Origin of the sequence: Collinsella sp. CLA-ER-H5 (genome assembly GCF_040092375.1) — a bacterium.
Classification (GTDB): domain Bacteria; phylum Actinomycetota; class Coriobacteriia; order Coriobacteriales; family Coriobacteriaceae; genus Collinsella.
The window spans coordinates 18,957-35,656 of record NZ_JBBNLR010000006.1; the positions used below are offsets into that span (position 1 = coordinate 18,957).

At 61.7% G+C, this 16,700-nt stretch carries 13 protein-coding genes; 4 read left to right on the top strand and 9 right to left on the bottom strand.

The annotated features are described in order from the left end of the window. Window positions 1–25: 25 nt before the first annotated feature. Both AAAX31_RS03485 and AAAX31_RS03490 read left to right on the top strand, forming a co-directional pair. Window positions 26–298, top strand: a complete 273-nt coding sequence (locus tag AAAX31_RS03485; RefSeq protein WP_349076189.1) for a metal-sensing transcriptional repressor — start codon at window positions 26–28, stop codon at window positions 296–298. Between the two features lie 145 nt (window positions 299–443). Continuing rightward, complete coding sequence (locus AAAX31_RS03490) at window positions 444–917, top strand: hypothetical protein (RefSeq protein WP_250786807.1); 474 nt, start codon at window positions 444–446, stop codon at window positions 915–917. A 133-nt stretch (window positions 918–1,050) separates the two neighbouring features. Here the strand turns inward: AAAX31_RS03490 and AAAX31_RS03495 are convergent, their stop codons facing one another. From AAAX31_RS03495 to gltB, 5 genes are all read right to left on the bottom strand, one after another. After that, a complete protein-coding gene (locus tag AAAX31_RS03495; protein ID WP_349076191.1) occupies window positions 1,051–2,421 on the bottom strand; it encodes an amidohydrolase family protein in 1,371 nt (456 codons plus the stop codon). Window positions 2,422–2,909: 488 nt separating this feature from the next. After that, window positions 2,910–3,977 (bottom strand): hypothetical protein, encoded by a 1,068-nt coding sequence (locus AAAX31_RS03500; RefSeq protein WP_349076192.1) that lies wholly within the window; start codon window positions 3,975–3,977, stop codon window positions 2,910–2,912. Between the two features lie 204 nt (window positions 3,978–4,181). After that, window positions 4,182–4,889 (bottom strand): hypothetical protein, encoded by a 708-nt coding sequence (locus AAAX31_RS03505; RefSeq protein ID WP_250786804.1) that lies wholly within the window; start codon window positions 4,887–4,889, stop codon window positions 4,182–4,184. A gap of 415 nt (window positions 4,890–5,304) precedes the next feature. After that, complete coding sequence (locus tag AAAX31_RS03510) at window positions 5,305–6,786, bottom strand: glutamate synthase subunit beta (RefSeq protein ID WP_250786803.1); 1,482 nt, start codon at window positions 6,784–6,786, stop codon at window positions 5,305–5,307. Between the two features lie 5 nt (window positions 6,787–6,791). Next, window positions 6,792–11,489 (bottom strand): glutamate synthase large subunit, encoded by a 4,698-nt coding sequence (gene gltB / locus AAAX31_RS03515; RefSeq protein ID WP_349076194.1) that lies wholly within the window; start codon window positions 11,487–11,489, stop codon window positions 6,792–6,794. A 380-nt stretch (window positions 11,490–11,869) separates the two neighbouring features. On the opposite strand from gltB, the gene gpmA reads away from it, so the two are divergent. Both gpmA and AAAX31_RS03525 read left to right on the top strand, forming a co-directional pair. Then, window positions 11,870–12,643 carry a 2,3-diphosphoglycerate-dependent phosphoglycerate mutase gene (gene gpmA / locus AAAX31_RS03520; protein WP_195568665.1) on the top strand — a complete coding sequence of 258 codons (774 nt, stop codon included), beginning with the start codon at window positions 11,870–11,872 and terminating at the stop codon, window positions 12,641–12,643. A 30-nt stretch (window positions 12,644–12,673) separates the two neighbouring features. Beyond that, the gene (locus AAAX31_RS03525) at window positions 12,674–13,975 is read left to right on the top strand and encodes an Nramp family divalent metal transporter (RefSeq protein WP_349076196.1); all 1,302 of its coding nucleotides are present in this window, start codon (window positions 12,674–12,676) and stop codon (window positions 13,973–13,975) included. A 307-nt stretch (window positions 13,976–14,282) separates the two neighbouring features. Here AAAX31_RS03525 and AAAX31_RS03530 read toward each other — a convergent pair whose 3' ends face one another. From AAAX31_RS03530 to AAAX31_RS03545, 4 genes are all read right to left on the bottom strand, one after another. Beyond that, window positions 14,283–14,426, bottom strand: coding sequence for a rubredoxin-like domain-containing protein (locus AAAX31_RS03530; RefSeq protein ID WP_117638060.1), 144 nt, complete (start codon window positions 14,424–14,426; stop codon window positions 14,283–14,285). 89 nt (window positions 14,427–14,515) lie between these two features. After that, entirely contained in the window at window positions 14,516–15,019 is a 504-nt protein-coding gene (locus AAAX31_RS03535; RefSeq protein ID WP_124786020.1) for a flavin reductase family protein, read from the bottom strand. A gap of 206 nt (window positions 15,020–15,225) precedes the next feature. Next, window positions 15,226–15,696 (bottom strand): SsrA-binding protein SmpB, encoded by a 471-nt coding sequence (smpB, locus tag AAAX31_RS03540; RefSeq protein WP_124786019.1) that lies wholly within the window; start codon window positions 15,694–15,696, stop codon window positions 15,226–15,228. Then, window positions 15,686–16,603: a hypothetical protein gene (locus AAAX31_RS03545; protein ID WP_099432008.1), complete on the bottom strand. Its 918-nt coding sequence runs from the start codon at window positions 16,601–16,603 to the stop codon at window positions 15,686–15,688. Before AAAX31_RS03545 ends, smpB begins: the two co-directional genes overlap by 11 nt. Window positions 16,604–16,700: the final 97 nt, after the last annotated feature.

The following is a 16,700-nucleotide window of genomic DNA, read 5'->3' on the forward strand; positions in this document are numbered from 1 at the left end:
GATCGACCAGAAACGAGGACCCGCCATGATGGCAGACCACAAATCGGTGACCCGCATGCTCAAGACGGCGCGCGGCCAGATTGACGGCATCTTGCGGATGGTCGAGGAGGATCGCTATTGCGTCGATATCTCCACGCAACTCATGGCCACGCAGGCACTCATCGCCCGCATTAACGCCGACGTGCTCAAGGCGCATATCGAGGGCTGTGTCGCGTCGGCCATCGAATCGGGCGACGAGGAGCTCAAAGCCGCCAAGCTCACCGAGATAGAGCGCGTCGTCGACAAGCTCGCCAAGTAATTGGTGCATTGGGAACAAACTTCTTTGCACCGTCTTGGTGTTCGGGGACAGGTACGTTTGCACCACCTTGGTGCAGATTAACCCGTCCCCAATGCACCAAAAGGGGTATAAAGGCGTGCAGCATATCGAACGAAAGGCAATTCGCATGAATGACTTTATGAAGGGTCGTAACGGCGCCGACGAGCTCACCATCGTGCTGGGCTTCATAGGAATTATTTTCGCGATGGTCGGATCGATGGCTCACATCCAGTGGCTCAGCTGGATCGCCATCGCCGTAATCGTACTCGGCGTGCTGCGCGGCCTGTCCAAAAACATCGACGCGCGCCGCAAGGAAAACGCGGCCTTTGTCGCCGCGACCGCTAACGTCCCCGGCCTGGGCAAGTTCGTAGCGAGCTTGGGTAGCGGCGCCGCGGCTGCCAACGCCTCGCGCACGGCCGGTACCAGCAAGGAAGACTTTGAGCGTGCCAAGCGCACGGCCAAGAAGATGTGGAAGGGCCGCAAAACCACGGCATACCTCAAGTGCCCCAACTGCGGCCAGATGCTCTCCGTCCCCAAGGGCAAAGGCAAGATCCGCGTCACCTGCCCCAAGTGCCACGCCAAGATGGAAACCCGCTCTTAGCGCCCGCACGCGGGACAAATTAATCAGGTTTGTTTGTCCCAAATCTTAAGTATTTGTTCGATAAAAAAGCCGAGGCCTCGTGTTGAGACCTCGGCTTTTTGTATGTGGCAACGGAGCTACACCTTTGTCACACCTATGCCACACCGTCGCGGGCGAGCTCCTCGGCCAGCGCCTCGGCCGGCATGGCCATAATCGCGTCGAGCTCGGCGTCCACCTCGGGAATACGCTTTACCTTGAGCTTGCGTACCAGATCACCGCGACACATCACATGTATCGGCTCACGCAGAGCGCACAGGTCATCGAGCGGATTCTTGCGCGTCACCAGGATATCGGCGGCCTTGCCGCACTCGATCGTACCGGTCTCGCCGCCCAGCCCCAGGAGCTCGGCATTGACCTGCGTAGCCGTATGCAGCGCGAAGGCGTTGCTCACGCCGACATACTTGGCAAAATAGGCAACCTCGCGCCACATGTCGTACTGCGTCACGAACGGGCAGCTCGAGTCCGTACCCAGGCCCACCTTAACGCCAGCTTCCAGTGCGGCGCGGGCGCTCTCGATGATGCCCGAACACACGATGTCGCCGTTCTTCTTTTGCGTATCGGTAGAATGGGTCTTTTCCGGGTCGAGCAATACAAACGGCAGCGCCGGGCTGATAGTGCAGGTCACACTCGGAGCACGCCCCTCGAGCTGCGTGCCCGCGGCGCCACGGTACAGCTCCAAGATTTCGGGTGTCAACGGAGCGCCGTGCTCAATCGTGTCAACGCCGGCCTCAAGCGCGGCCTTCACGCCCTCGGTACTCTCGACATGGGCCATAACCGGAAGGCCCATATCGTGCGCCGCCTTGCATGCCGCCGCGGCAACCTCCACTGGCATACGCAGCACGCCCGGCTCGCCCACCTCGGTCGCATCGAACACGCCGCCCGTCACGAACAGCTTAATGACGTCGGCACCACGCGCATACAGGTCGCGCACCTGTTCGGCTGCCTCGGCGGGACTGTTGGCCACCTGGGCGAACAGGCCCGCACCATGGCCGCCCGGCACCGTGATGCCCGTTCCCGGCGCCACCAGGCGAGGACCCTGATACTTGCCGGCATCGATAGCATCGCGCACGGCCAGATCGGCAAACAGCGGGTCGCCCGCGCCGCGCACCGTGGTCACGCCGCTTGCTAGCTGCTGCTGGGCACTGCCTTTGAGGATGCGGCGGACGATGGTGCGGCCCACGGGATTATCGAGCTTCTTCATCAGCGCGCCCGCATCGCCGGCCGAGACAGGCTTGCCCGAGCCGCACAGGTGCACGTGCATATTGATGAGACCGGGCATGAGATACGCACCACCCAGGTCGATAACCTCGGCACCCGCGGGCGCCTGCGCCACAGCACTCGGCCCCATCCATGTGATGACACCGCGCTCAACGGCCACGGCCATATCGGGTTGCGGCTCCATATGCTCCGAACCATCCAGAATGGTCGCATTGATAAACAACGTAGAACGATCGGCAGACGCCATATCGAGCTCCTCCCTCACGATTAACTTGAACATTTGTCCATTATTACCTAGCGCGGCGGAATTGCTGCGGACATATCGGTTAACGGAGCAAGAAGGAGATGCGGGGAACGAAATGCGTTGCAGTCCCACCCCAGCGACATCAGGAAAATGTCTAGATCTGTAACAGGTAGACCGGGTTTTAGCAGCCAGATGTTACAGATCGAGATCTTTCGGCACCGCGTCCAACCTTTGTCTCGATCTGTAACAGTTAGAGCGGTTTTTGGCCGTTAGATGTTACAGATTAAGATATTCTCCAGCCCTGTCGTCAAACATCTAAATCTGTAACAAGTAGACAGGTTTTCGGCCTCGAGATGTTACAGATTGAGATCTTTTAGCGGCAGCCAACCTTCTGTCTCGATCTGTAACAGCTACGAGGCCAAACGGCCCCTTGTTGTTACAGATCGAGACAAACTCGGCAGAAACAACCACATTCGCGTCAGTTGCACCCCTTAGCACCCATACCACTGACGCTTCCATCCCTCAGCCAAATCGGCCCGCTGCGAAATACCCGCCAGCCTCATCTTTTCAGCCAGCTTCCCTGGGTTCTTGAGCTCATCAAACGTAAACCTCAGCACCTTATGTCCGAGCATCGTCAGATGAGACTCTCGCTGACGTTCTGCCACGAATGGGTCGACCGACTCCCGACCCTCGTCGTTCTGTAAGGCATACTTTCCCTTTCCATCGAGCTCGCCAATCACGCACGTCCCGTCCTCGAGCCTCCAGAAATAATCAACGCGAAACACTTGGCTCGAATCAAGCGGGTCACGAAACTCCACCTGCAACTCTGGCACCGGAAAACCGTATGCAATAAAGAACGCCCGGAACCGAGACTCGCCACCGTTTTCGGACAGCCCGTCCGCATGCGACGCAATCACCTGAGCTCTGCGATACCCGCGTCTGCCCTCGCAATCGGCCTGGAGCCGTTCGCAGAGGTCGTCGCGCGATATGCCCTTCGCCCGCAGCGCAGAATCGGCGATCGCCAGACCATACGAAAACGGCGCACGCAGCAGACAATCCTTCACCGTGCGCCAAAACGACGTCACCCGCACGCCATCAACACGCTCGAGCGTGCCCGCCATCTGCGGACGCAACAACCTGCAGCCGCTGCTCAACGTCACCGAGCAACCTGTCTTAACAAGATATCGTGGCCCAAGCAGATCATTCGGCACCTCCAAACCCCACAAAAGTGCCGCGTCATAACCCCAAAACGCCCAATCGGGATGAAACTCTGCAAGCCCTTTGATGGTACGCAGCGCTCGCTCCGCCGGTGTCAACGTATCCCAATCATGTTGAAAACAGAACAGATACGACTCGGGCTCCGCGATATCGTCGGTTCCGACATGGCGTCGCAGCCACATGAGCTCGGCATTGTCATGCGTTGCGAGCAGTGCACCTTGCTCGGTCGCCTCCGTGAGCCGCGCGAGCATCCTGCTCCGCGCCAACGTGTTGCGAGTCGTATGCTTGTGTTTGAAAACGGTATTAGACACTTCCATCACCACATCGGACAACTGGACCATCGTCACCGTTGCCGCCGCCGACAAACGTCTCGATCTGTAACAGGAAGACCAACTTTTGGCCGCTAGATGTTACAGATTGAGACATCCCCCCCAACCAGGTGCCAAACGTCTTGACCTGTAACAGGTAGACGTTCTCCAGGTCCCTAAACGTTACAGATCGAGACATAAAGACAGAGGGCAAGGCAGGCGACAGCTGCCCATCCCCTACTTCCACTCCTGCTCGTAGATGTTGAGCGACTTTACGTACCGCCCCCGGGCGCCCATGATGTCGCGGACCAGGCGCAAGAAGAAACTGATGCACGAGGTGTCAAAGCCATCCTGCAGGTCCTCCGGATGCACCGCACCCGGCCCATCGACTGCCGTGTCACTCAGGCGCGCGATGTCGTACAGATAGAGCTGTCCCGCCGTCAGCCAGACATCGTCGACGCAGGCGAGGCGCACCGCAATCGCTCCGTCGCTCCAATGCTCCTTTTGCACGATATGCGGGTCGTAGACATCAAAGCGACGGTCGGCGCGCGTGTCCTTCAGCGCGACCATACCAGTCGCAGGATCCTTGTCCAAAATGCCAAAGCGCGAGAAATACTGCGTGTCGCGTACCTGCTCGAGCCGCTTGAGCGCGGCAGGCGAAAGCGATGTCGGCGGCTCTTCAACATACAGCTCGAGCAGCGTCTTGCCATGGCGATAGGGGCGCTCGAAGAGCAGCCAATCGGTAAATGCCATGTTGTAGGCCATGATTTCGTTTTGCGAAGGCTCGGTGCAATAGCTGAGCCACGGGTCGACAATGATCTCGAACTGTTCGCGCGCCGGCTCCAAAAACTGGAACTTCCGCAGCATCCAAAAATGGGCCATGTCGGCAATATCGTTGCCGACGGCTTCGGCTAGCTGCGCTCGGTCTAAAACGTGGTCAGTCACGGCATCCTCCTCAAACTGATGAACCTCAATTTGAGCTTACGAGGAGGGTGGGCAGCCACTGTCAGCACGGACAAAATAGGCCTCCGGCTGCAAACCAACTGCCGACCAAACACTTGACGGGATGCTTGACCGAAAATGCGCACCGCAAAGAAACGGCAGGTAGATATAGACAGCTGACCCGCCATTTTGAGCCAGATGCCCGCTGCCACCACAGAAACAGCAGAGCACCACAGTCGCAAACGTCGACGAATGAATACTTGTACGTCGACAAATGACAAAGTCGCCCGCAAACCCGCAAGGAGTGTCCCCGAATGCCGGCACATAAGGAACGCCCCCAGCTGCCGGCACTTGGGGACGTTCCTTTTGGGCCGGCCGTTGGGGACAGCCCTTGACGATTCAGCTGTGGACAGCCGCCTTACAGCTCCAGCGCCGCGGCGGCTTCGGCAGCGCAGGCCAGGGCGTCGGCCATGGCGCTCACTACGAGCGAGCTGCCGTTGCGGGCGTCGCCGGCCACATACACCGGCGCGGCATCTGCGGCGACGCCGTCGACACGCGCCGCAAGATGCGAGCCCTCGGCGACCATCACAGGCAGCGGGCGGCCCGCCGTGGCAACAGGTACGCCGACAGCTTCGAACACGCTGCGCTCCGGACCCGTAAAGCCACAGGCGATGAGCACCAGCTGGGCCGGCACCTCGTGCTCGGAGCCCGCGATGCGTTCGGGCTTGCCGGCCGACCAATCCAGATCGACCACGCGCAGGCCCGCTGCCGCGCCCTTCTTGTCCAGCAGCACCTCGAGCGTATCCACGCCCCAGGCACGCATCTCGCCGCCCATGGCAGCGATAGCCTCCTGCTGGCCGTAATCGGTCTTCTTAACGTTGGGCCACTGCGGCCAGGGGTTGCTCGCTGCGCGCGCATCAGGCGCGGCCGGCAAAAACTCAAACTGGCGCACGCTGCGCGCGCCCTGGCGCACCGCGGTACCCACGCAGTCGTTGCCGGTATCGCCGCCGCCAATGACCACAACGTCCAGGCCGCGCGCGTTCACTGCGGGCTCGCCGCCATCGAGCACCGAGACGGTCGAAGCCGTCAGGTAGTCCACGGCATACACCACGCCGGGAGCGTCAATGTTCGCAGCCGAAAGCCCGCGCGGGGCACGGGCACCAGCTGCCACCACGACAGCGTCAAAACCATTGAGCTTGGCCGCCACCGCAGGGTTCGTAGCGTCAGTGCCCAGCTCAAAGACGATACCCAGCTCGCGCATGAGCGCCACGCGACGCTCGACCACAGACTTCTCGAGCTTCATGTTGGGAATGCCGTACATGAGCAGGCCGCCCGGGCGGACGTCACGCTCAAACACCGTCACGCGGGCACCGCGACGCGCAAGCTCCCATGCAGCCACCAGGCCAGCCGGGCCAGAACCAACCACGGCGACCGAGGGCGCGTCCTCCCCCGCCGGCTCAAAGCGACGCGGGCCACCGTTTGCCCATTCGTGGTCGCTGATTGCGCGCTCGTTATCGTGAATCGTCGTGGGCTGGCCGTCGACCGATCCCAAGTTGCACGCGGCCTCGCACAGCGCCGGGCACACACGGCTCGTAAACTCGGGCATGGGCGAGGTGAGCGACAGGCGCTCGGCAGCCTCGTCCCAACGGCCGCGGTACACCAGCTCATTCCACTCGGGAATCAGGTTGTGCAGCGGACAGCCGCTCGGGCGCGCCTTGCCAAAGCTCGCGCCCATCTGGCAAAACGCCACGCCGCACATCATGCAGCGGCTCGCCTGGGCACGGCGCGCGTCGTCATCGAGCTCCACGTACAGCGGGTCAAAATCATGGCTGCGCTCCTCCACGGGGCGAAGCTCGTGGGTCACGCGATCGATATCAAGAAAAGCACCGGGCTTACCCATGGCACTTACGCCTCCTTCTTGGTCGAAGCAACAGAGCTGGCAGCCACGGACGCAGCGTCCGCGGCACCGCCCGCGACATCAAAGCGAGCGACATCCGCGGCGCTCGCGCGACCGGTCACAATGTCAAACGCCAGCTCCTCTGCCTGCGCATGCGTCTTGCCGGCAGCCTCGCCCGCAGCGACAATCGCCAGCACGCGCTCGTACTCGGTCGGAATGACCTTCACAAAGTGCTTGCTCATCGTCTCAAAGCTGTAGAGCAGCTTAATGCCGCGCGGGCTCTGCGTCGCGTCCACGTGCTCCTGGATGAGTTCTCGAATCTGCGCCAGCTCGCCGGCCGTCGGGGCCTTGAGCTCAACGCTCTCGTGGTTCACACGGGCATCGAGCGTACCGTACTGGTCAAAGACATAGGCCACGCCACCCGTCATGCCGGCGGCGAAGTTCTGCCCGACCTCGCCCAGGATGAGCGCCAGACCGCCCGTCATGTACTCGCAGCCATGGTTGCCGCAGCCCTCGACTACCACGGTGGCGCCGGAGTTGCGCACGGCAAAACGCTGGCCGGCAAGACCGTTAATGAAGCCGCGGCCGCTCGTGGCGCCAAAGAACGCAACGTTGCCCACGATGATGTTCTCGTCGAACTTGTAGGTCGCATGCGGGTTGGGGCGCACCGACACCTCGCCACCCGAAAGGCCCTTGCCAAAGTAGTCGTTGGCGTCGCCGCACACGTTGAGCGTAATGCCGCGCGGCAGGAAGGCGCCAAAGCTCTGACCGGCCGAACCATCGCAATCGATGGTGATGGAGCCGGCGGGCAGGCCCTCGGGATGTGCCTTGGTCACCGCGTTGCCCAGGATGGTGCCCACGCAGCGGTTGACGTTGGCGATATCGGCGCGGAAGCGAATCGGACGCAGGTGCGCACGGGCATCGGCCGTATAGGGCACGAACAACGTGGAGTCGAGCGTCTTGTCGAGCTCGCTGTCCGCGGCCATCTGCGGGAGGAAGTGGCGACCGTCGGCACCCGGGATATGGGCACCGAACTCGCAGGTCGCGCTCGCCAGCACGGGCGACAGATCGAGCAGGTTGGCCTTGCGGTTGCCCGGCACCTCGATCTGGCGCAGGCACTCGGGATGGCCGACCATCTCGTCGACGGTGCGGAAGCCCAGGGTCGCCATGACCTCGCGCAGCTGCTCGGCAACAAAGAGCATAAAGTGCTCAACGTGCTCGGGCTTACCGCGGAAGCCGTGACGCAGACGGCAGTTTTGCGTCGCGATGCCGGCCGGGCAGGTATCCTGCTGGCAGTCGCGCTGCATGAGGCAGCCCATGGAGATGAGCGGCATGGTTGCAAAGCCAAACTCCTCGGCGCCCAGCAAGCAGGCGACGGCAACATCGGTGCCGTCCATGAGCTTGCCGTCGGCCTCGAGCACCACGCGGGAGCGCAGGCCGTTTTGCAGCAACGTCTGCTGGGCCTCGGCAAGGCCGAGCTCCAACGGCAGACCGGCGTGCCAAATGGAATCGCGCGCCGCGGCACCCGAGCCGCCGTTATGGCCGCTGATCAAAATCTTGTCGGCGGCACCCTTGGCCACGCCGGTAGCAATGGTGCCGACGCCGGCCTCGCTGACCAGCTTGACCGACACGCGCGCGCCGGGGTTGGCGTTCTTAAGGTCAAAGATCAGCTCTGCCAGGTCCTCGATGGAGTAGATGTCGTGGTGCGGCGGAGGCGAGATCAGGCCGATGCCGGGCGTGGACTGACGGACCTCGGCGATCCAGGGGTAGACCTTCTTGCCGGGCAGGTGGCCGCCCTCGCCGGGCTTGGCGCCCTGGGCCATCTTAATCTGAATCTCGAAGGCGCTGCACAGGTAGCGGCTCGTCACGCCAAAGCGCGCGCTTGCCACCTGCTTGATCGCGGAGTTCTTGGAGTCGCCGTTGGCCAGCGGGGTCTCGCGACGCGGGTCCTCGCCGCCCTCGCCCGAGTTGGAACGGCCATGCAGGCGGTTCATGGCGATAGCCATGCACTCGTGCGCCTCTTTGCTGATGGAGCCGTACGACATGGCGCCGGTGTTAAAGCGGCGGACGATGTTGAGCGCGGGCTCCACCTCGTCGAGTGCCACCGGAGTGCGACCGCTGGCATCAAAGTCCAGCAGGTCGCGCAGGCGCACGGCACGGCCGGTGCGGTGCAGGCGGGCGCTGTACTCCTTAAAGGTGTCGTAGCTGTCCTCACGGCAGGCGGTCCGCAGCAAGTAGACAGTCTGCGGATCGATGAGGTGATCCTCGCCGCCGAGCGGGCGCCACTTGGTCAGGCCCAGTGTGGGCAGCTGATCGGGAGCCGGACTCTTAAGGATGGCGAGCGCGGCGTCATAGCGCTCATTCTGCTCGCGCTCGACATCTTCGACGCCCATACCGCCCACACGGCTCACCGTGCCGGCGAAGTACGCGTTGACGAACTCCGGCGTAAAGCCCACGGCCTCGAAGATCTGCGCAGAGTGGTAGCTCTGCACCGTGGAGATGCCCATCTTGGACATGATGGAGACGATGCCCGCCGTCGCAGCCTTGTTGTAGTTGGCGATGCCCTGCTCGGCCGTCACGTCCAGGTCGCCGCGTGCAGCCAGATCTCGGATGCACGCATGTGCGTTGTACGGATAGATGCCACTCGCAGAGTAGCCCACCAGTGCCGCAAAGTCATGCGGGGACACGGCGTCGCCGCACTCCACCACGATGTCGGCAAAGGTACGCACGCCGGCGCGGATCAGGTGGTTGTGCACGCAGCCCACAGCGAGCAGCGACGGCACGGGCACCTCGCCCGCAGCGGCACGATCGCTCAACACCACGATGTTCACGCCGTCGCGGACCGCAGCCTCAACGTCCTCGGCAAGCTGCTTGAGCGCAGCCTGCAGTGCGCCCTCGCCGGCGTCGCGGCGGTAGACGGCACGGAAGCGGCGAGTCTTAAAGCCCACGCGGTCGATGGCGCAGATGCGGTCAAACTCTTCCTCGTTGAGCAACGGGCGCTCCAAGCGCACCAGCTGGCAGGCCGTGCGGGAATCCTCGAGCAGGTTGCCGTGGTTGCCCAGATAGAGCGTGGTCGAAGTCACCATATGCTCGCGAAGGGCATCGATCGGCGGGTTCGTGACCTGAGCGAATAGTTGATAGAAGTAGTCAAAGAACGAGCGCGTCTTCTTGGACAGGCAAGCCAGCGGCGCGTCGATGCCCATCGAGGCGAGCGGCGCCTTGCCCTGCTGGGCCATGGGACGCACGACCTCGTCAACGTCATCCCAGTGGTAGCCGAGCTTGGCCATACGCACGGCGACGGGTACCTCGGCGTCCTCGGCGGGCGTTGTCGCAACGGGCTCATCAAGCGCGTCAACGGTCAGCGTCTCCTCGGCAATCCAGTCGCGGTAAGGCTTTTCCTTGGCATAGCGGGCGCGCAGCTCGTCGTTGTAGATGACGCGGCCGCGGGCAAAATCGACCTCGAGCATCTGGCCCGGCCCCAGACAGCCGCTCGTCAGGATGTTCTCGGGGCTTACCTCGATGGTACCCACCTCGCTTGCCAGCATAAAGCGACCGTCGCGCGTCACATAGTAGCGGGCGGGACGCAGGCCGTTGCGGTCGAGAGCAGCACCCAGGGTACGGCCGTCGGTAAAGGCGATGGCGGCAGGGCCGTCCCACGGCTCCATGAGCATGGACTGGTAAGCGTCGTAGGCGCGGCGCTCCTCACTCAGGCTGTCGTTATGGTCCCACGGCTCGGGCAGCAACATGGACGCGGCACGCGTAAGCGGGCGACCGTTCATAACCAAAAACTCGAGCACGTTGTCCAGAATCGCGGAGTCGGAACCCTCGCGGTTGATGATGGGCATCACGCGCTCAAGATCATGCTGCAGCACGGGGCTGTACAGGTTGGGCTCGCGGGCGCGGATCCAGTTGACGTTGCCCTTGAGGGTATTGATCTCGCCGTTGTGGATGATAAAGCGGTTGGGGTGCGCGCGCTCCCAGCTGGGCGTGGTGTTGGTGGAGTAGCGCGAGTGGACGAGCGCCACGGCCGTCTTGACGGCGGCGTCGTTGAGGTCGATGAAGAAGCGGCGCATCTGCGTGGCGACCAACATGCCCTTGTACACGATGGTGCGCGAGCTCATGGAGCACACGTAGAAGATCTTGTCGCGCAGGGCAAACTCGGCGTCGGCCTTCTTTTCGATGGTGCGGCGGCACACGTACAGGCGGCGCTCGAAGGCATCGCCGGCGGGCGTGTCGTCCGGACGGCCCAGGAAGGCCTGCAGGATAGTGGGCATGCAGGCGCGGGCCGTCTCGCCCAGGTCGTGCGGGTCGACCGGCACCTCGCGCCAAAAGAGCAGCGGCACGTCGGCCTCGGCGCAGCCCTCCTCAAACACGCGGCGGGCATCCTCTACGCCCTTGTCGTCCTGCGGAAAGAACAGCATGGCCACGCCATAGTCGCCCTCTGCCGGCAGAATCTGGCCGCACTTTTGAGCCTCTTTACGGAAAAAGTGATGCGGAACCTGGAACAGGATGCCAGCGCCGTCGCCAGTGTTCTTCTCGAGTCCCGTGCCGCCGCGGTGCTCCAAGTTGACCAGAATGGACAGCGCATCGTCCAGAATCTGGTGATGGCGCTCACCGTTGATATCGGCAAGCGCGCCGATGCCACATGCGTCGTGGTCGAATTCGGGGCGATAAAGGCCCTGCTGCTGAGCGGAATCTGCCTGCATCGCGATCCTCCCCTAGATATTTAGACAGTCAGTTGACTAGGCATACTAGGAGCATAGCCGGCCCGTTGTGTTTCCCGCCCGTTTCGAAACAATCGCGTAACGCGCGCCCTGCGAGTGGACACCACCGACCTCAAGGGCGACAACATAGGCCCCAAGTTCGGCCTGTAAGCTCGCCGCTTCAAACATCTCGATCTGTAACAGGAAGACCCAATTTTGGCGCCTAGATGTTACAGATCAAGACATTTCGGTAACCCCCCTTTCACCATCCTATTCAAATACAACAATTTTGTTAGCTTTGATTAACTTTTTAGCCTAAAACGGGTATCCTTTGCGGCGTCAAACAAACGGCACGCATGCCGTGCCACATTAAGGAGGCCCCTATGGCAAACCAGACAGACCGGCAGACGATCCAACTCGTCCTTATCCGCCACGGAGAGTCGGAGTGGAACAAACTCAACCTGTTCACCGGCTGGACCGACGTAGAGCTCACCGACACGGGCCGCGAAGAAGCCGCCGCAGGCGGTCGAGCCCTCAAAGAAGCCGGTTTCGACTTTGACGTCTGCTACACTTCGCGCCTCAAGCGCGCGATCCACACCCTCAACATCGTGCTCGGCCAAATGGATCGCGAGTGGCTGCCCGTCATCAAATCCTGGAAGCTCAACGAGCGCCACTACGGCGCGTTGCAGGGTCTCAACAAGGCCGATGCCGCGGCGGAGCACGGCGACGAACAGGTGCTCATCTGGCGCCGCTCCTTCGATATCTGCCCGCCGGCACTCGAGCCGAACGACGCGCGCGATCCCCACACCCAGGAGCAATACCGTGATGTCGCACCCGACCAGCTGCCCTACACCGAGTGCCTCAAGGACACGATAGCCCGTGCCTGGCCTTATTTCGAAGACGAGATTCGCCCCCAGATGCTCGCCGGCAAGCGCGTACTCATCGCCGCACACGGCAACTCCCTGCGCTCTCTCGTCATGAAGTTCGAGCACCTCACGCCCGAGGAGATCCTCAAGGTCAACATCCCCACCGGCGTGCCGCTCGTTTACACCTTCGACACCGATTTCAACGTCCTCGACAAGCGCTACATCGGCGACCCGGCGACCATCGCCGCCAAGATCGACGACGTGGCCAACCAAGGCAAGGCGCGCAGGTAACCCCAACCCAAACCCGACGCGTGGCGCCGCATGACCCAGATGCGACGCCACGCCGCCCATACACAGGAGCGCACCATGCTCAACCATCTCAAACAACACTTTGGCTCCCGACGCACCGGTGGTCACGGAGGCCTAGACATTGCGCGGCACATCGGCCCCGGGCTGCTCGTGACCGTCGGCTTTATCGACCCGGGCAACTGGGCCTCCAATATGGCCGCGGGCTCGCAGTTTGGCTACGCGCTGCTGTGGATCGTCACGCTGTCCACGATTATGCTCATCGCGTTGCAGCACAACGCGGCGCACCTGGGCATCGCCACGGGCACCTGTCTTGCCGAGGCCACGACACGCTACCTCCCCCGCATCGTGGGACGCGCGGTACTCGCCAGTGCCTACCTCGCGACCATCGCCACCGCTATGGCCGAGGTCCTGGGCGGCGCGATCGCGCTCCAGATGCTCTTTGGACTGCCCGTGCGCGCCGGCTGCGTCATCGTGGCCGCGGCATCGATGGCAATGCTCATGACGAACTCCTACAAGCGTGCCGAGCGCTGGATCATCGCCTTCGTCGGCGTGGTAGGACTCTCGTTTTTGGCCGAGCTTGCGCTAGTCAAGGTCGACTGGCCGCAAGCCGCCGCAAGCTGGATCACGCCCAGTATGCCCACTGGCTCTGCCGCGATTATCGTGAGTGTCCTGGGTGCGGTCGTTATGCCCCACAACCTTTTTCTGCACTCCGAGGTCATCCAATCCATGCACTTCGAAGGCCAAGGCGAGCAAGTTATCGAGGAACGTCTGCGCTACGAGCTCTTCGACACGCTCTTTTCGATGGGCGTGGGCTGGGCAATCAACTCGGCCATGGTCATCCTGGCCGCAACGACCTTCTTTGCGCACGGCATTGTCGTAGACGACCTCGCAGTCGCAGCGGCCACGCTCTCCCCCATTCTGGGCCCGGCAAGCTCGGCCATCTTTGCGGTGGCACTGCTGTTTGCGGGTATATCGAGTAGTGTGACGGCGGGCATGGCGGCGGGGACCATCACTGCGGGCATGTTCGACGAGGAATACGATATCCACGACCGACATTCCTCGATCGGGGTGGCGGCCTGTTTCGTCGGCGCAGTGACGGCGTGCCTGGTCGTCCCAAATCCTTTTGAAGGTCTCATCTGGAGTCAGGCACTGCTGTCGCTTCAGCTACCGATTACGGTCTTTGTGCTTATACGGCTCACCAGTTCACCCCGCGTCATGGGCAAATACGCCAATTCGCGTCCACTCAACGCGCTGCTCGTAGGGATCGGTGCCATCGTGACGATTCTCGATGTCGTGTTGTTGACAGGGATGTAATGGGGCGGGGCACCTACTCAGGCAAACGTCTCGATCTGTAACATCTAGACCCGCTTTTGATGTCTAGATGTTACAGATCGAGATCATTCCGAGGGTCAGCTCCGTTTGTCTCAATCTGTAACAAGTGGGCCAAATTTCCACCGTTAGATGTTACAGATTGAGACAAAAGGTCGGCCGGACTCACAACAGACAGGATCGGCCAACAGCAACCGCGATCCCTTGGGGGCGGAGGAAAAGGGCCCCGGGCGAGAATTCGACCGAGGCCCTTGGACAGAGCTATGTTCGGCTTTCGCCGTGTGTCTGCGAGCTACTCCTCGACGAGCTCAAACTGATCGGGACCGACGCCGCAGACCGGGCACACGTAGTCCTCGGGCAGCTCGGGCGTGTCGACCTCAACCTCGTAGCCACAAACGATGCACACGAACTTATACGTCTTCTTCTCCTCAGCCATGATGTTCTCCTCTCGAACGCGACTGGTGATGTACTTCGCTTATTAGTATATGTTATCAATAATATAATGCAAGTATTTTTAGAACATTTCTAGCCTTGATACGAGGACGCCTTCGGAGGCGTCTTGCCCTTCAGGACCTTATGGTAGTAATCGTAGGTGAGCGGCGTCTCGTCGCTCAGGTGCTCGGCATCCTCGACCTCGCCGATAAACAGTAGATGCGTGCCCACATCCACAGTGTCGATCAAACGGCAGCTAAACAGGGCCGTCGCGTGCTCGGGCACATAGGGCATGCCCAGAGCCGTCTCGCGGGTCTCGTATTTGGCAAACTTGTCATAATCGCTGCTGGTGCGGAACCCAAAGTTACCGATGTAGAGCATGTCGGCGGTCTGATCGATCACGGTCAGCGCGAACGCTTTGGCCGATGCGATGACGCCCGAGGTGACGTTGTCCTTGTTCACGGCAACCGAAATGCGCGGCGGCATGGACGTCACCTGCACCGCAGTGTTGATGACGCAGCCGGCGCGCAGCCCGTCTGCCGCGGCGCTCACCACGTACAGACCGCTCGGCATGGTAAAGAACGCAGTTTTGTCCATAACGATCACTCCCCTAACCCGGGTTGGAACCTCATGGATGTATGTACCCACAAAAAAGGCGGCGCCCATAACGGATGCCGCCTTTGAGACATATGTGTCAGAACAGTAAGAAAGATGAGACGCCCGCAGTTGCGGTGAAATAGGGACTGAATAGCCCCTCAAACAGGCAAAACAGTCCGTATTCCACCGCAACTTATACAGAACGCCTAGCGATTGTGCTCCTTGAGGGCGCGGTCGATCTCGCGCTGGACATCGCGCTTGGCCATATCCTCGCGCTTGTCGTAAAGCTTCTTGCCGCGGCCTAGGCCCAGCAGCAGCTTTACGCGGCCGTCGGTATTAAAGTAGAGCTCCAGCGGCACCAGCGCATAGCCGCGGTTGCGCAGCTTACCGTCGAGAAAGTCAATCTCCTTGCGGTGCAGCAGCAGACGACGGCGGCGATCAGGGTCGCGGTTCCACACGCCACCATGGCTATAAGGGTGGATATGCAGGCCCACGAGCCAGCACTCGCCGCCACGAATCAGTGCAAAGGTATCGGTAATCTGGCACGCGCGCTCGCGAATCGACTTGACCTCGGTACCGCTCAGCTCAATACCGCACTCAAACGTCTCATCGATAAAGTACTCGTGATGAGCCGAGCGATTCTTGGAAATGAGCTTGCGCTCGCGCTTACTGGGCATCGCCGGCCTCCTTGGCGCCATCGGCGTTTGAGCCCGCAGCCTCGCGCTTTGCCTTGCGCTCGGCGTTAAGCTCGGCATCACTCTCGCGCACCAGCTTGATAATCGCCGCGCACGCCTCTTCGCCCACCAGGTCGCGGGCACGGACCGTCAGGCGCGTAGCCTCCTGCTTGTCGCCGTCGCTCGCAGCGTCGGTCGCACACATGATCAGGCAGATGGCAATCTCGGCCGAAGGCGAGGTCGGCACGCCCTGCAGGGCGAGCTCACCCATCACATGGTCGTCACTCTCGTCCGCGGCATCCGGATAGGTGGTATGGATCTTGTTGAGCAGGCGCGTCGTATGCGCATCGTTGGGCGCCAGGCGCAGCGCCAGACGCGCGCAGCCCACGGCAGCCGAAATGTTCTCGGTCTCGGGCTCCAAGAAGTACTGACCCAAGTTGGTGTAGGCGCGTGCGGCGCACTTACCGTCGCTCGCGCGCTCCAGCACCGAGAACGAGAGCGATGCCCACTCCTGCTTGTCCTCGAGCGCGCGGAACAGCTCGGCCAAGTCCAAGCGATAGTTGCAGTTCATGGGATCCCAACGCACGGCCTGCATCAGGGCATTCCGAGCACTCACATAATCCTGCTGGCGGATGTAGGCAAACGCCATGTCGGAGTACAGGCGGTCAAAGGGAACCTCGACCTGCACCAGCTCGCGCGGATCCTTCTCCACGCGGCGATAGGCCAGGCGCTCAAACTTGCTGTCGAAGCTAAAGTACTGGCGCTTCTCCTCCGTCTTGCACTCAGCGTCGATATACTCCTCGGCGAGCTCCACCAGACGCTCAAGCAGCGGCGTCGCCGTAGCCAGGTCGCCCTGCGCCAGATAGTTCTCGGCATACGTGATGTCTTGCAAGCTGATGGGCAGATCCATGGCTACTCCTCGATCTGAGCGAAACACGGCAGGCGCCGTATAAACGGTCGATACACAAAACCCGGGTCTCTTGCGAGGCCCGGGCATTCTTTTGTGG

What these genes read in the sequence shown, in the direction of transcription:
- AAAX31_RS03485 (WP_349076189.1), top strand. Translation starts at nt 26, where the DNA reads ATGATGGCAGACCACAAATCGGTGACCCGCATGCTCAAGACGGCGCGC.
- AAAX31_RS03490 (WP_250786807.1), top strand. Translation starts at nt 444, where the DNA reads ATGAATGACTTTATGAAGGGTCGTAACGGCGCCGACGAGCTCACCATC.
- AAAX31_RS03495 (WP_349076191.1), bottom strand. Translation starts at nt 2,421, where the DNA reads ATGGCGTCTGCCGATCGTTCTACGTTGTTTATCAATGCGACCATTCTG.
- AAAX31_RS03500 (WP_349076192.1), bottom strand. Translation starts at nt 3,977, where the DNA reads ATGGTCCAGTTGTCCGATGTGGTGATGGAAGTGTCTAATACCGTTTTC.
- AAAX31_RS03510 (WP_250786803.1), bottom strand. Translation starts at nt 6,786, where the DNA reads ATGGGTAAGCCCGGTGCTTTTCTTGATATCGATCGCGTGACCCACGAG.
- gltB (WP_349076194.1), bottom strand. Translation starts at nt 11,489, where the DNA reads ATGCAGGCAGATTCCGCTCAGCAGCAGGGCCTTTATCGCCCCGAATTC.
- gpmA (WP_195568665.1), top strand. Translation starts at nt 11,870, where the DNA reads ATGGCAAACCAGACAGACCGGCAGACGATCCAACTCGTCCTTATCCGC.
- AAAX31_RS03525 (WP_349076196.1), top strand. Translation starts at nt 12,674, where the DNA reads ATGACCCAGATGCGACGCCACGCCGCCCATACACAGGAGCGCACCATG.
- AAAX31_RS03530 (WP_117638060.1), bottom strand. Translation starts at nt 14,426, where the DNA reads ATGGCTGAGGAGAAGAAGACGTATAAGTTCGTGTGCATCGTTTGTGGC.
- AAAX31_RS03535 (WP_124786020.1), bottom strand. Translation starts at nt 15,019, where the DNA reads ATGGACAAAACTGCGTTCTTTACCATGCCGAGCGGTCTGTACGTGGTG.
- smpB (WP_124786019.1), bottom strand. Translation starts at nt 15,696, where the DNA reads ATGCCCAGTAAGCGCGAGCGCAAGCTCATTTCCAAGAATCGCTCGGCT.
- AAAX31_RS03545 (WP_099432008.1), bottom strand. Translation starts at nt 16,603, where the DNA reads ATGGATCTGCCCATCAGCTTGCAAGACATCACGTATGCCGAGAACTAT.